Raw genomic sequence first — 15439 nt, 5'->3', positions numbered from 1 at the left:
TAACGCTATTCGCCTTCCCTGTTGCCAGTTAAGCTATCTAGCGAGCCGACTATCTTATCATATTGATTTGAATTGTCAAGACTTTTTATAATTCCGTTTCAATAAGTTAGCCAGGTTTGTTATATGTAAATTCACATATAAGTTAATCCGGTTCGTCTTAATGAGGTGCGTATTATAGACGTTTAAATGGTTAAGTCAAGAGGTATTTTCTATTTAATTCAAACAATTTGCATCGTTCAAATCAGTAAATCACTTCCCTTTCGACTGGGACGCATTATACGCGGGTTTGAGGCTGGGTCAAGGATTATTTCGAGGGTCTTGCTCACTGCCTTGGCAAACATCAAATTGTAGAGATATTCCAATGGTTTATACACTTCAATAGTTTTATCTATTTTACAATGGTTATGCAAAACAGGGTTTGAACTAGTTATCTAGGACAGCCCCTTCGTTTGGATGTACATTTCGTTCAGAAACACAATGAATGGCTATTATGCAAGGATAAAACGTATCTGATAGTAGAATATTCTTCAATATAGTTGATCCAATTTAAGAGTGGTACAAGGCGACCGAGTGCAGATGTATACGTCATACTTCAAGCGAGGTTAACGCTGTAACGCTTTTTTAGTGGATTGACTATAACACCTTGTTTTTATAGTAAATAACGTATAAAAAAAGGGACTCACCTATTGGCAAGTCCCTTTTTTTATCTCAGTAAAACTCATATTTACGCTTAGATCTTTACTTTGATCGTAGTCACAATACCAGATAACGCATAAATGATACCGATCGCCAAGATACCAACAGGTATATCATAGAGCACGATACTCATGACCAGTACACCAATGATAAGCACCACAAAGGGTACTTTCTTTTTATCAAACTCTTTAAAGCTGTAGTACTTAACATTACTGACCATGAGCAGACCACAAATAACCACCCAAGCTGCGAACAAAAACATGATCGCCGTATCGTACTGTCCAATCCATTCGTTATGATCAACTGCAACCATAACCGCTGCTGTTACTAATATAGCTGCAAGCGGACTTGCCAAACCAACGAAGTATTTTTTATCGACAATGCCAACCTGCACATTGAAGCGTGCAAGACGAAAGGCAGCACAGGCAGTAAAGACAAAGGCACAACCAACTCCAATACGGCCCAGCGGCTCTAGCGCAAAGCTATAAACCAACATAGCAGGGGCCACACCAAATGCGAGCATATCTGCTAATGAATCATATTGCTCGCCAAACGGGCTTTGGGCATTCAGCATACGGGCAACGCGGCCGTCGGCACCATCTAGAATACCTGATAAAAAGATAGCCAAAGCCGCCTTGTAAAACTCGCCTTGCGTACTTGCCAAAATTGAATAAAATCCTGATAGCAGTGACAAAGTGGTAATCAAATTAGGCGCTAAATAGACACCGCGACTGACCACACGCTTACCTTCCGCAACCTCTGCCTCGACGACCTCAAAGGTCAAACCATCATAATTGTCATTGTCCGCTAGACGAATATTAAACTCATGCTCATCCATGTATGGAGGCTGGGTCGCGGCATTATCCTGCAACGCTCCCTCTTTTGGTGACATGTTATTTGGTTCGCCTTCAGGTGGCTGCATATTCGTCATCTTGATATCCTTATTGGCCAATATTGCTGTTCACTGACATCATCTACTGACGTCACTATTCACCAACCAGCCAGCGTACATTGGTCGCACTGTCAGGTGTTAAGTCTGGCGCATCTTCTACTTTTAGTACTGGCTGCAAGAAACGTAATATCTCGCGAGCATGGTTATCAAACTGCCATGGCGGATTGATAACCAGTAGACCTGTACCGTTTAGACCGACGGCCACATCATTAGGATAAATATTTAGCTCACAAACCAGCTGACGACGCATCTCGGTACGCTTGAGCTTCTTATAAAACAACTCAACCGCTTCGATATTTTTGATTGGGAACCACAGCGCATAAGTACCTTGTGGCCATTTTTTATAAGCCGAGACTAATAAATCAATCAGACGCGTAAAGTCTTTATGCTCTTGCTCAAAGGGAGGATCAAGGAAAATCAAACCGCGCTTTTCTTTTGGGGGAATAACAGCGGTGATACCTTCAAAAGCATCACGATGCTGGATACCAATTGGCAGCTTATATAGCTGATAGTTCAGTGCATCATATTCAGTCGCTTTGGCTTCAAAAGCTTCGGCGCGCACGCCAGCATCAGGTTTTTTAGCGGCGGTTTTTTCGACATGATGAGCAATCCACCACGGCGAACCCGGATAGACTTTATTGTCGTAAGTGAATTTGGCTTGTTTAATGCCTTCCATGTAATCTTTGACAGCGGCTGGTGCTTTTTCGGTATCTGCTTTCAAAAAAGCCTGAATACCGCCTTTGGCCTCCCCTGTCTTGCGCGCTTCTTCACTGCTTAGTGAATACAGTCCGCGGCCACCATAAGCGTCAAGCACATAAAACGGTTTGTTTTTTTGCCCCAATTGATTGAGCAGTTGTACCAATAAAATGTGTTTAACCACATCAGCAAAGTTACCAGCGTGGTAGGCGTGTTTATAGTTCATAATCTCAAAAGTTTAAATAAGAAAAATTGCATCTATGGTAGCATAGGCGGAGTAAAATATAATGTGGTTTTAGTAAGCCTTTCAATAAAAACGCATTGAATGGCGGTATATTGACCACTGATTGATAAGAATGAGATGAAATGACGCAGATTATTAGCAACCTGAGCAAGACAGCGTTGGTCGTTGATCATCCGATAGGACAAGACAACCCTCCGTTACTATCTCCAGACAGTCATAACGACGACCCTAACGCGCCTACCCAGAAGATGCTGCAACTGTCTGATTTTGCAGTCAACTGGGAAGATAGGCTGACGGATAAGCAGCTTGATACATTTGTCACTGATGGCTGGCTCACTATTGATAATGTATTTAATAAGACCGCATTACTTGCGCTACAGGCTGAAAGTGGTTTTATTGACTATCGTGATGCGGCGCTAACCGCTGGCATTCGTATCAGTGATATTCGCGGTGATAGGATACGCTGGATCACCGAGAACTTCTTTGCAGGCTACTATTATCTACAAAGCATTAACGCCCTCGCCGCTCTGTTTAATCGTAGCTTATTCGCGGGTATTCGTCATAGCGAAGCGCATTATGCGTGTTATCCAACTGGCTTTGGTTATCAATGGCATAGCGACAACCCTGCTGGGCGCGATGAACGGGTGATCTCAGCCGTGTTTTATCTCAATGATGATTGGGGAGCGACTGACGGCGGTGCGCTAGAAGTCGTTGATAAGCTTGGCATGCACCATGAAGTTATGCCAGTTGCCAATAGACTAATCATTTTTGATAGCGACCTACAGCATCAAGTGCAGATCGCGCATCGTCAGCGTTACTCTATTGCTACGTGGATGCGCCGTGACGGTCTTGTACCCTTTGTCGAAGTAGACGCTTAGCACTTATTACTCATTATCTATTTATATTTAACATTTTCATTATTATACAAAAGGCTTACCCATGTCTGACTCTCACAATCAAGCAAATGCTCTTAAGCAAACGACTCATCAGCAAGCAACCTTAGACTTAAGTATCGCGCTACTCGAACGCCCATCTGTCACACCAGACGATGATGGTTGCCAAGATATATTGTCAGAGCGTTTGGAGCAAGCGGGCTTTGACTGCGAGTTTATGTATTATGGTGACAGGCAAACAAAAGGCGAACATGCTGAAGTTAAAAATTTGTGGGCACGCCATGGCACGACGGATCCCGTCATTTGTTTTGCTGGTCATACAGACGTGGTACCAACGGGTGATGAAAAAAACTGGACGTATCCGCCATTTACGCCAACCATTGCTGATGGCTATCTATGGGCGCGCGGTGCGGCAGACATGAAGACAGGCATTGCTGCCTTTACTATCGCAGCCGAGCGTTTCGTTGCCAATCATCCTGAGCACAATGGTTCGATTGCTTTTTTGCTCACTTCAGATGAAGAAGGTCCATCAATCAACGGTACGGTCAAAGTCATCGAAACCTTAGAGGCTCGTCAAGAAAAAATCACTTATTGTCTTGTGGGTGAACCATCGAGCACGGATACGTTAGGCGATATTATCAAAAACGGTCGTCGTGGCTCGCTAGGCGCAGAACTGACGGTCACAGGTAAACAAGGTCACGTCGCCTACCCGCATTTGGCTTGTAATCCGATTCATGCAGCAATGTCTGCGCTTGCTGAATTGACATCTACCGCATGGGACAACGGCAATGACTACTTCCCAGCCACCTCATTGCAGATATCAAATATCAATGGCGGCACAGGCGCAACCAACGTCATCCCTGAAACGCTAAACGTGGTTTTTAACTTCCGCTTTTCGACAGAGACGACTGAAGATGAGCTAAAGGCAAAAACGCATGCTATCTTTGATAAGCATTTTGCTGATAGCAAAGCCAGTTACGACATCAATTGGAAGTTATCTGGTCAGCCATTCTTGACCCCTGAAGGGAAACTGGTTTCAGCCTGTCAAAATGCGATCAAGTCAGTCACAGGTACAGACACGACGCTGTCGACATCAGGCGGTACGTCCGATGGACGTTTCATCGCGCCAACAGGGGCACAAGTTGTGGAGCTTGGCGTACGCAATGCGACGATTCATCAAGTAGATGAAAAAGTGGAAGTCGATGATTTGGGCAAACTTGCACAGATTTATGAAGGGATTTTGGAAAATTTATTATTAGAGTAACTGTGTAGATAAAACCGAAAAGTAAAAAAGCGCGAGTCTTAGACGACTGGCGCTTTTTTATGGGTGGCTTTGGCTCAAAACTCACTTAAGTTGTTAGCTATAGTGAACTCAGTATAAAAACGATACAGTGGGACTGGTATAAGTTTTTCGCAGCATCGAGCAGCGTAGGCACAGCACGCAAGGACAATTTAGACCAGTGCCACTTTGATATATAATGTATCTGTTTTATTTAGGATTGACTATAGTTACGGCTTTATTTAATACCTATATAAAGGTCGACTTGGCCGTACTCTAAATTACCACCGATATAGTGCTCAAAGTCTACATCAAAGTTGCGAGTGTATTCACAGTTTGGATCATTAAAGTACTCCCATGCCTTTTCCCATGCATTCATTACCGTATTTGGCATATTGCCTGTTTCAGAGAAAACCAAATACTTGCCTGCAGGAATATTTACCGCGACCAAGCCGCCTGCAGGATTAGGCGCGCTTGATGACTCAGCTTCACCCATCACCTCCCAACTGGCCACCACATCAAAAGCACCGACCAAATCATCGCTCTCATAATTATGGTAAACGCCATAAATATCTTCGCCTTCGGGCAACTGTCCTGCGTAATTCTGGTAAAACTTCTGCCACAATCTACCAAGCTTGGCAGTGTCGTGGCTAATTTCAGCGTGATTGGTGGTACGAATGCTAATACCCTTACACGCTATCGCTTCGGCTAACTTTTTAATTTGAGACGTCATGATGCTGCCTGCCCTGTTGCTCTCTGTTATTGTTATTGGATGTACTGTTAAAGAAGAAAATCGCCTTAATCGGCTTCATCGATCCAATTCATTTGAATGGCTTCTAAGATGCCTTCATTTGATTTTTGTGGATCGTCATCAAAGCCTTCAAGCTCGGTCACCCAACGATGCAAATCGGTAAAGCGAATGTACTGCGGATCAGTCTCTGGAAATTTTTCATAAAGCTCGATCGCGATATCTAAGCTGTCTGTCCATTTTAGTTTTTGCGGGGTCATGGTATCTCCTTAGCGTTTATCATTTAAAAAGTCTTCTCAAGACGTTGATCGGCTAAATTCTCAGCCTGTTTATTCACCTCTATCCTACCAAACTTCGCTAACTGATTATAGCCAAGTTCTTTATACAAACGGCTTTGATTAATCAGCCTATTTGGCAGACTTTACAGATTTAATCGCTACTTGATGCGCATTCCATGAGTCGATGACGTCATTGGTCTGCTCGCCTTTCATATCCAATACATCTGGCGTGCGCATACCTGTGTCATCGGTAAAAACAAACTTGGTCATACCAACTCCCATCAGCTGATTTTTGACAAAAAAGCGATGCTCAAAATACACGTATTTTTTATCCCAGCCTGCGACTGCACTACTAAGCGTCATTTTATCCAAAAATTTGATTTGCTTAAGATAAATCATTTCTTGCATGGCAATGACCCAGTTCAAAGGCTTGATGCCTTTTTCATGACAGCGTGCCATCACCCAGCGTGTCACGTTTAGCTCAATGAATGAGAGGTAACGATAATTGGGCAAATGATCACGAAACCCCATGTCATGCGGTAATACCCGATAATGGCGAACAGTCGGCGCGGTCAATGTCTCTAGACTAATCGTTTCGCTCGCCGATTGATGCTTGAGCTGCTGCTTAAGCAAACTGACCATAATAAAAAAGCGCAGTAACATATTCATAAATAGTGCTCTTACTTTGTTGTGTTTATGAGTGAAGGTTGAACGGCTCAACGATATTTTCTTATCGTTGTTTCCGAAACGTTGATCACTTTAACGCAAAAAAAGCCACCTAAGTGACTTTTTTATTTAAGAAAACATACTCAAAACTTATGCTGAAAAGCTGATTTTAGCGATTAATGACCGCCGCCATTAATACTACGTACCATCTCTTCGACCATCTTTTTGGCATCGCCAAAGATCATCATCGTTTTGTCCATATAGAAGAGGCTGTTATCAAGACCTGCATAGCCGGTGCTCATCGAACGCTTGATGACCATCACCGTTTGCGCTTTGTTGGCTTCTAAAATAGGCATACCAAAGATAGGAGATGTCGGATCGTCTTTTGCTGACGGGTTGACGACGTCGTTGGCACCGATGACCAAGACCACATCGGTACTGGCAAAGTCGGAATTGATCTCATCCATCTCTAGAATATCGTCATAAGGCACGTCGGCTTCTGCCAATAGTACGTTCATGTGCCCTGGCATACGACCAGCAACAGGATGAATGGCAAAGCGAACGTTGACACCTTCGTCTTTTAATAGCTCGTACAATTCTTTTACCGCGTTTTGCGCGCGGCCTTGTGCCATACCGTAACCTGGTACGATGACCACATTGCTGGCATTGGACATAAGGAACCCTGCGTCTTCTGCTGAGCCTGATTTGTATGTTTTTGGTGCGCCATCATCACCGCCTGCAGCGGCCGCTGACGTGCCCATACCGCCAAACAAAACGTTTAGTAGAGAGCGGTTCATGGCTTTACACATGATATAAGACAAAATCGCACCTGAGGAACCGACGAGCGAACCTGCGATAATAAGCATTGAGTTGCCCAGCGTAAAGCCAATACCTGCTGCCGCCCAACCTGAAAATGAGTTCAGTAGCGACACGACCACTGGCATATCACCGCCGCCGATAGGCGCAATCCACATCCAGCCAAAAATCACTGCAATCACTGTCATCGCATAAAACGCAGGCAAGGAATCCGTGACAAAATATACCCCGCCAAACCCAATCATCGCTATAAATAGCAAGGCTTGGACAGGTTTTACCCAGCCGCCAGTGACTGTTTTTGCCCAGCTTTTTGCTGCCAGTTTACCAAAAGCAAAGACAGAGGCAGAAAAAGTAATCGCACCGATAAAGCAACCGATAAATAGCTCAACACGGGCAACCGCGCCATGTTCTTGCTCAGTGTGTAATACCGTCGCAAGGGCAATCGCAACCGCTGCCAAACCGACGAATGAATGCATCAACGCTACGGTTTCTGGCATCTGCGTCATGGCAACGGTTTTTGCCTTCCACATACCAACCAGCGCACCTAAAATCATCGCGCCAATAATGAGCCAAAGGACAGGGCCTTCTGCTAAAAAGAACGTCGTCACGACGGCAATCGCCATCGCTACCATACCAAAGCGGTTGCCACGAATCGCTGTCTTTGGACTCGACAATCCGCGTAACGTTAAAACAAAAAGGATCGCACCAACCAGATAGAACCAATCCGCATTCGCCGCAATCATTGTTGATAAACCATTCATGCGTCGCCTCCATTATCAGTGCTTGCTGCTGGGGCTTTTTTTACTTTGGGTTTGAACATCGCGAGCATACGTTCAGTCACCGCAAAACCACCAAAGATATTGATACTGGCCAAAAATACCGCAAAAGCACCAAGCAAACTGGTCGGGGTAAACATCGAGCCGTCGATATGGACAGTCTGTAGCATCGCACCGACGATCACGATACTTGATAAGGCGTTGGTCACCGCCATCAATGGCGTATGTAGCGCTGGGGTCACGCCCCAGACGACGTAGTATCCGACAAAGATAGCGAGTACAAATACGGTAAAAATCGCGACAAATGGTGTGCTACTCATGGCTGCACCGGCAGGCGCTGCCGCTAAAATGGTGGCGATCATCTCATCCTCCTAAAAATTTATTCGTGTCTGGCAAATGTATGGCGACCAGCGAGGGCTAGCGTTTGGCCAAGCGCACTTGGTTGTCGTGGGTCACTGCCAGTGCACCCTGAATCTCATCTTCCATATCTAAGTTAAGCGAAAGGTCGTTTGCTGCTGCATCGTCGCCAGCAGGTGCGATCAAAGTCGTGATAAAGTTAACCAAGTTATTGGCGTATAGATCTGACGACTGTGCGGCTAGCATAGATGGGATATTGGCGGCACCAACGATACGTACGCCGCTTTCTGTGGTGATGGTCTCATTTGGCACACTGCCTTCGACGTTACCACCGGTACCAGCAGCCATATCGATCAGGACAGAACCTGCTTTCATTTTGGCAAGGGTTGCCGCGTGCACTAGACGCGGGGCATTACGACCAGGAATCTGTGCTGTGGTAATGACAATGTCAGCATTGCTAAGTGCCTTGTCAACCACAGCAGCTTGGTCTTTGATATATTGTTCTGATGGCGTCCACGCATAGCCGCCCGTTGCTTTGGCTTTTTGTGCTTCGTCATCACTCATCGGCACATCCAGCCATTTACCACCAAGTGATTCGACCTGCTCTTTTGCCGCAGGACGCAAATCACTCGCTTCTACAACCGCGCCTAGACGCTTTGCCGTTGCAATCGCTTGCAGACCTGCCACGCCTACGCCCAAAATAACCACTTTGGCTGGCTTGACTGTACCCGCAGATGTCATAAACATAGGAAAAGGACGTGAATATTCGTTAGCCGCCAGCAATACCGCTTTATAACCAGCAAGGTTAGCCTGCGATGACAATACGTCCATGTTTTGCGCACGTGATAATGTGCGCGGTAATAACTCCATTGCAAAAGCCGTCGCACCTTTGGCTGCATAAGTGTCAAGCTGAGTGTTGCGATACGGGTCTAGCATACCGACGACGATTTGGCCTGCACTCAAATGCTCTGCCACTTCGGCGGGCAAGTCGTGAATGGTGGTAATAATTTGAGACTGGGCAATCACCTCGGCGCTGCTGCTGGCAATGTCGGCTCCTGCCGCCTGATACAACGCATCAGCATAATACGCTGCTTGGCCTGCACCTGACTGAATGACGACTTCAAACCCAAGCTTGTGCAATTTTTTGACTGCGTCTGGGGTTAGTGCGACACGGCTTTCACTCGCGATATCTGCACTGATTACACCGATTTTCATATCGTCTCCTTACTTATATAGAATGACTTACCCTTAATACCCTCAACGCATTTTCAAAAGCATAGGGGACAAAAATCCTTAACCATGACTTATCCAATATCATAAATAAAGACTATCAATTTAATAAATGATGTATTGTTTACCATCATGCCTTTTTATTATAGAGACATAATCTGCCAACTTTCATTGTCTAATGATGACCAACAAGTAAGATAAAAAGTTAGGTATTGATACCATCTGCATAACTTTTGTTGTTATATTAAAGTTTTTTATTTTTTCAAAAAACCTCTACCCCTTATATAACAAGGTCTCTCTTTAATAGAGCCTAACTGTATGGACATTTACGCATTGCCATATCCCCTTAAAAAAAACATAAAACACTCAAGGTCAAGTCAAGTTAAACCCGCAGCTGTCGTATAATAAGAATGCTTGACACCTGAACAGGTCGGTCATTGACTCACGATAATAAGGACTCACCATGTATTTTTTACTCTCTCCTGCCAAATCTTTGAATGAAACAGACGCTGTACCAGTGAACTTGGGCAACTACTATAGTCAGCCTGAACTGATCGCCCACTCACAGTCACTCATGAAAGTATTGAAGCCCAAAGAGCCCGTTGATCTGCAAGAGTTGATGAGCATCTCTGATGATCTTGCGCAACTCAATGCCACGCGCAATCAACAATGGCATTGGAGCGAAGATAAGCCGTTTACTGATGATGAGTCTGGTAATGCAGCAAAGCCGGCGGGCTACTTGTTCGACGGTGATGTTTATACCGGTCTTGATATGTATCACATGGATAAAGAAACCGCTGTCTATGTCAATGAACATCTGGGTATTTTGTCAGGTCTTTATGGGGTATTAAAACCGTTGGACTTGATTCAGCCTTATCGTTTAGAGATGGGTACAAAGCTAAAAAACGCGCGCGGTGATAATCTTTATGAGTTTTGGAGAGAAGAAATAACTGACGTTATCAATGCTCGTATGGCAGATAGTGAGGACAAGGTCTTGATCAATCTGGCGTCGAACGAGTATTTTAAAGCGGTGAAAAAGAAAGCACTGAAGGCGGATATCATCACGCCACGGTTCGAAGACGAAAAGAATGGCACGTATAAAGTCATTAGTTTTTATGCCAAAAAAGCACGCGGACTGATGGTCAAGTACGCAGCAGACAATAAGCTGACCAGTGCGGAGCAGCTAAAGCAGTTTGATTTGACGGGTTATTATTACTGTATCGAGGCGTCTGATGATAAGACGTGGGTGTTTAGACGCGACGCGGCGGATCAGTAACTTGATATAAAAAACGGCTGGTAATGCCGAGACCTTGGCTAGATTTTCAGCAACGGTTGGGGTGATTTTAGCCTCAGCCTTTCAGCGTAGTACCACATTTGAATGTTCAACAGAACCTAGGGCTTGCACCTAATGAGCCACCATCAATCAATAAAAATTAGCCCCATTTAGTTTATCGCCTAATAACCATGGCGCATTATTAACGACCTTTTTCAATAATCTTCCAGCCGTGAGCTAACCTACAATTTTCTTCATCTTTCATTGGTTGCAAATCGTATTCGCCATGACACTTGCATCATTTATTTCGCTCGATTGGACAAAATGACGCCAATGGTACTAAGTACGATTCCGCATATCATGATGACTGATAGAGACTCTTTGAGTATCAACGCAGCGAGTATAGCGGTTAGCCCTGGCGACAAAGAGCCAAGTAATAAGGTACGAATGGAGCCTAGCTGTTTGACTGCATAAGAAAACGCAAGGGTTGATACCACTCCTACGCCAAGGCCTTGTACTAAGATAAAAGGCAGCACTTCATCAAAAGACACAGACCCTATATTGGTCTCCATCATGCCAGATAAAACCATCATCAATGTCAGAAAAAAAGAGCTATAAGAGAGCACGATCGCGATAGCTATTGGAGTTAACGTGGTGCTTTTTAACCCTAAGGTATAACCCGCCCAAATCAGGCTTGCCATCAACAGCAACCCCACCCCATACAGAAGACTATTAGGTATTGTCTGTGCATGCCCGCCAATCATAGTCGCAATACCAAAGAGAATAAGGATTAAAGCGGCAAATTTTCTTAATGATATTCGTTGGCGATAAAGAATAAAAGACAATAATGCGGCAAAGAAAACTGGTGTCCCTGTCAAAATGGTACCCATGTAAGCTGCTGGTACCGTACTTGCACCAAAAGCGGCCAACAAAAGAAACGGCACCCCGCCAAATAAAATAAATAGGATATCTGGCAATCTTATATTTTTGATTTCATGCCAACTAGAGAGCACCCAAGGGGTCAACAAAACGAGCGGTACACTAAAGCGAATGAGCATGACATCCGCAATGCTGAGCGACGACGCCCCAACCGCTCGCACAGTCAACGCAAATCCTGACCAAATCAATAAGACGACGCTCATCGCCACATAGCCTTTGGTCAGTGGCGACATTATAAACAAAGGGTTTTTGCGCGACGAGGGGTGGAATATCGTATTCATAGTCGTGTCTTATGCATGTATACAAAGACCAATTATCGATTAAAATACGCGCTTTTATCTCTATTTATTCATTGCAATTTTGCAAATATTTGGTCGATAATGCTAATTAAATCAAAATTCTTGGCTTAAAAAACCAAAAGGCAAATTATGGACAAAATCGACCGTCATATCTTGGAAGTGCTCCAAAAAGAAGCACGCTTATCTACGGCAGAACTATCCGAACGTATAGGGCTGTCGCCATCTCCTTGCGCAAGGCGCCTAAAACGTTTGGAAGATGAAGGTTATATAGAGAACTATCAAGCAAACATAAACAAAGCCAAAGCGGGTATTGCGATGAGTTTTTTTGTGGAGGTGAGTCTGAACAACCATCAAGAAGAATCTATTGCAACCTTTGAGAATGCCCTATCCAATATGGACGAGGTCATCAATGGACATGTGGTGTCGGGTTCTTATGATTATTTATTAGAAGTGGTAAGCCCCAATCTCGATGGTTATGAGCGGTTCACACGTAAGCTACACAAGCTTGCTAGCGTAAAGGACATACATACTCATTTATCGGTGAGAAAGGTCATCAATAAGACGACTTTACCCATTTTTGTGTGAGACTTTTAACACTAATGCGCAATCTCGAGCACGGCCTTCCCTGACGTTAAGTCTATTAAGATTAATATAAATAGCTAGTGAAGTTGAATTATTACATAGCTTTATTATCGAGCATAAAAAAGCCCTGCTATCTTTAGATAGCAGAGCCCTTAGTAGTCAAATAGACTTTATGAGGTTGATTTTACTTTTTGCGAAAAGTGATTTATCAAGGAAGACGAGCGAAAATAGTACTTATTGTACATTGAGCGCGTCTAACAAAGACAAACCGCTTTGGAGTGACAGTAAAATTACATCATGCCGCCCATTCCACCCATACCGCCCATGCCACCAGCACCGCCCATGCCTGCCATTGCGTCTTCTTTCTCTGGCAAGTCAGTAATCATGGCTTCAGTCGTTAGCATGAGACCAGCAACAGAGGCAGCGTTCTCTAGTGCTGAGCGTGATACTTTTGCTGGATCAAGGATACCCATCTCAAGCATATCGCCGTACTCACCAGATGCCGCATTGTAACCGTAGTTACCCGTGCCGTTTTTCACTGCGTTAACAACCACTGATGCTTCTTCGCCAGCGTTGGTAACGATTTGACGTAACGGTGCTTCCATCGCGCGGCGTAGAATATTGATACCAGCGTCTTGGTCGTCGTTGTCGCCTTTTAGCTCAGACAGTGCATTCATCGCACGAACTAATGCAACGCCGCCGCCAGGTACAACGCCTTCTTCAACCGCTGCACGAGTGGCATGTAGCGCATCGTCAACACGGTCTTTCTTCTCTTTCATTTCAGTTTCAGTCGCTGCGCCAACTTTGATTACTGCTACGCCGCCTGCCAATTTCGCAACACGCTCTTGTAGCTTTTCTTTGTCGTAATCAGAAGTAGACTCTGCGATCTGACGGTTGATAGACTCAACACGGTTTTCGATGTCAGCTTTGTTACCAGCGCCATCAACGATCACAGTGTTCTCTTTACCAACGGTTACTTTTTTAGCTGTACCCAATTGCTCAAGCGTCGCAGTCTCTAGGCTCAGGCCAATCTCTTCAGAGATTACCGTGCCGCCCGTTAGCGTTGCGATGTCTTCTAGCATGGCTTTACGACGATCGCCAAAACCTGGTGCTTTAACGGCACAAGTTTTTAAGCCGCCACGCATGTTGTTTACAACTAGAGTTGCCAATGCTTCGTTTTCTACGTCTTCAGCGATGATTAGCAATGGTTTGCTTTGCTGCATGACTTGCTCAAGTAAGGGCACGATCTCACGGATGTTGCTGATTTTTTTGTCAACCAATAGGATATATGGGTTTTCAAATTCAGCAGTCAAGCTGTCTTGCTTGTTGGCAAAGTACGGGCTGATATAACCACGGTCAAACTGCATACCTTCGACCACTTCTAGGGTATCTTCGAAGCTTGAACCTTCTTCAACGGTGATAACGCCTTGCTTACCCACTTTTTGCATCGCTTGCGAGATCAATTCACCGATTTTGGTGTCTGAGTTTGCAGAGATAGAACCTACTTGTGCGATGGCTTTTTCATCATCAGCTGGCGTTGATAGGTTATGGATTTCTTGCACAGCTGCGCGAACGGCTTTGTCGATACCGCGCTTAAGATCCATTGGGTTCATGCCAGCGGCCACTGACTTCATGCCTTCTTGTAAGATTGACTGAGCCAATACGGTCGCAGTGGTCGTACCATCACCAGCGACATCGTTTGTGCGGCTAGCCACTTCGCGAACGAGCTGAGCACCCATGTTTTCGAATTTGTTTTCAAGCTCGATTTCTTTGGCAACTGATACACCATCTTTAGTGATGGTTGGCGCGCCAAAAGATTTATCGATAACCACGTTGCGGCCTTTAGGGCCTAGGGTGACACGTACTGCGTTTGCTAAAACGTTTACGCCGTCCATCATTTGTTTACGGGCATCTATGCCGAATTTTACGTCTTTTGCCATGGTAAATTACTCCATTATTATAAGTATGAGAATACAATTGAATGATTTGATAGTTGCTTATCAAAAGCGGTTATCAGAACCTGTGGTCAAGATGTGCTGAGTATAAAACGATACTCAAGAGGACTAGCCTTCTAGCACACCTAGTACATCAGACTCTTTCATAATCAATAGTTCTTCACCGTCAACCTTCACGGTTTGACCAGCATATTGACCGAACAAAACTTTGTCGCCAGCTTTTACATCTAACGCACGAGTTTCGCCATTGTCACGAACTTGGCCATTACCAACAGCAATGACTTCACCTTGTGAAGGTTTCTCTTGAGCAGAACCCGGCAATAATATACCACCAGCAGTTTTTGTCTCTTCTTCTATGCGGCGGACGACGATACGGTCATGTAAAGGACGAATGTTCATCGATATGACTCCAAAAATTGGTTGTTTGAATAAAGGGTTTATTTGAATTAATCGTCTCAATACCAGTATCTATAAGAGTTGCCATTCAATCATAGCAATCTAAAGATACGCTTTGAGCTTGTAACAAAAAGTGGGGGCAAGATAGGTTGGCTTCAAGTGTAAAGCCCAAAAATTTACAAGATTATTCTGACGGAATTTGATAGAGATGAGACTTAATAGAGGCCATACGTTTTATTTACCCTCTATTGCTGGCTTTACAGCACGTTACCCTCGATGGTCGTATCAGATGTCATAGCAACATTCGCTACAATCGTCACACGTGCCAGTCGATTGTTACTCTTGAAAATGTAACAGAGTATGA

Annotated in this window: 15 protein-coding genes; 4 read left to right on the top strand and 11 right to left on the bottom strand. The window is 44.5% G+C overall.

The window, feature by feature from the left end; genetic code table 11:
* Window positions 1-730: 730 nt before the first annotated feature.
* Both pssA and AC58CZ_RS12595 read right to left on the bottom strand, forming a co-directional pair.
* Window positions 731-1534 (bottom strand): CDP-diacylglycerol--serine O-phosphatidyltransferase, encoded by an 804-nt coding sequence (pssA, locus tag AC58CZ_RS12600; RefSeq protein ID WP_494224674.1) that lies wholly within the window; start codon window positions 1532-1534, stop codon window positions 731-733.
* A gap of 148 nt (window positions 1535-1682) precedes the next feature.
* On the bottom strand, window positions 1683-2570 hold the full coding sequence (locus tag AC58CZ_RS12595) for a 23S rRNA (adenine(2030)-N(6))-methyltransferase RlmJ (protein WP_058024915.1): 888 nt from the start codon (window positions 2568-2570) through the stop codon (window positions 1683-1685).
* Window positions 2571-2710: 140 nt separating this feature from the next.
* Here AC58CZ_RS12595 and AC58CZ_RS12590 point away from each other — a divergent pair, with 140 nt between their 5' ends.
* Both AC58CZ_RS12590 and dapE read left to right on the top strand, forming a co-directional pair.
* Window positions 2711-3466, top strand: a complete 756-nt coding sequence (locus tag AC58CZ_RS12590) for a 2OG-Fe(II) oxygenase (RefSeq protein WP_494224601.1) — start codon at window positions 2711-2713, stop codon at window positions 3464-3466.
* A gap of 61 nt (window positions 3467-3527) precedes the next feature.
* A complete protein-coding gene (dapE, locus tag AC58CZ_RS12585; protein WP_494224602.1) occupies window positions 3528-4745 on the top strand; it encodes a succinyl-diaminopimelate desuccinylase in 1218 nt (405 codons plus the stop codon).
* Between the two features lie 253 nt (window positions 4746-4998).
* Here the strand turns inward: dapE and AC58CZ_RS12580 are convergent, their stop codons facing one another.
* The 6 genes from AC58CZ_RS12580 to AC58CZ_RS12555 form a co-directional block, all read right to left on the bottom strand.
* A complete protein-coding gene (locus AC58CZ_RS12580; RefSeq protein ID WP_494224603.1) occupies window positions 4999-5493 on the bottom strand; it encodes an effector binding domain-containing protein in 495 nt (164 codons plus the stop codon).
* 65 nt (window positions 5494-5558) lie between these two features.
* Entirely contained in the window at window positions 5559-5768 is a 210-nt protein-coding gene (iscX, locus tag AC58CZ_RS12575; RefSeq protein ID WP_021812734.1) for a Fe-S cluster assembly protein IscX, read from the bottom strand.
* Between the two features lie 147 nt (window positions 5769-5915).
* Window positions 5916-6455 (bottom strand): thioesterase family protein, encoded by a 540-nt coding sequence (locus AC58CZ_RS12570; RefSeq protein WP_494224604.1) that lies wholly within the window; start codon window positions 6453-6455, stop codon window positions 5916-5918.
* 173 nt (window positions 6456-6628) lie between these two features.
* Window positions 6629-8029, bottom strand: a complete 1401-nt coding sequence (locus tag AC58CZ_RS12565; RefSeq protein WP_494224605.1) for an NAD(P)(+) transhydrogenase (Re/Si-specific) subunit beta — start codon at window positions 8027-8029, stop codon at window positions 6629-6631.
* Window positions 8026-8364, bottom strand: a complete 339-nt coding sequence (locus AC58CZ_RS12560) for a proton-translocating transhydrogenase family protein (RefSeq protein WP_058024937.1) — start codon at window positions 8362-8364, stop codon at window positions 8026-8028. The genes AC58CZ_RS12565 and AC58CZ_RS12560 overlap by 4 nt, the downstream gene beginning before the upstream one ends.
* Window positions 8365-8461: 97 nt before the next feature.
* Window positions 8462-9616, bottom strand: coding sequence for an NAD(P) transhydrogenase subunit alpha (locus AC58CZ_RS12555; protein ID WP_494224606.1), 1155 nt, complete (start codon window positions 9614-9616; stop codon window positions 8462-8464).
* A gap of 478 nt (window positions 9617-10094) precedes the next feature.
* Between AC58CZ_RS12555 and yaaA the strand changes: the two genes are divergently transcribed.
* On the top strand, window positions 10095-10907 hold the full coding sequence (gene yaaA / locus AC58CZ_RS12550; RefSeq protein WP_494224607.1) for a peroxide stress protein YaaA: 813 nt from the start codon (window positions 10095-10097) through the stop codon (window positions 10905-10907).
* A 299-nt stretch (window positions 10908-11206) separates the two neighbouring features.
* Here the strand turns inward: yaaA and AC58CZ_RS12545 are convergent, their stop codons facing one another.
* Window positions 11207-12124 (bottom strand): EamA family transporter, encoded by a 918-nt coding sequence (locus tag AC58CZ_RS12545; protein WP_494224608.1) that lies wholly within the window; start codon window positions 12122-12124, stop codon window positions 11207-11209.
* A 147-nt stretch (window positions 12125-12271) separates the two neighbouring features.
* On the opposite strand from AC58CZ_RS12545, the gene AC58CZ_RS12540 reads away from it, so the two are divergent.
* On the top strand, window positions 12272-12727 hold the full coding sequence (locus AC58CZ_RS12540; protein WP_075106957.1) for an Lrp/AsnC family transcriptional regulator: 456 nt from the start codon (window positions 12272-12274) through the stop codon (window positions 12725-12727).
* Between the two features lie 287 nt (window positions 12728-13014).
* On the opposite strand, the gene groL is transcribed toward AC58CZ_RS12540, so the two are convergent.
* Window positions 13015-14664, bottom strand: a complete 1650-nt coding sequence (gene groL / locus AC58CZ_RS12535) for a chaperonin GroEL (RefSeq protein ID WP_494224609.1) — start codon at window positions 14662-14664, stop codon at window positions 13015-13017.
* Window positions 14665-14787: 123 nt separating this feature from the next.
* Complete coding sequence (gene groES, locus AC58CZ_RS12530) at window positions 14788-15078, bottom strand: co-chaperone GroES (protein WP_058024926.1); 291 nt, start codon at window positions 15076-15078, stop codon at window positions 14788-14790.
* Window positions 15079-15439: the final 361 nt, after the last annotated feature.

The organism is Psychrobacter sp. CR212, from assembly GCF_059693765.1.
The sequence above is the reverse complement of the archived record's forward strand: the minus strand, read 5'-3'. Positions and strand labels throughout refer to the sequence as shown.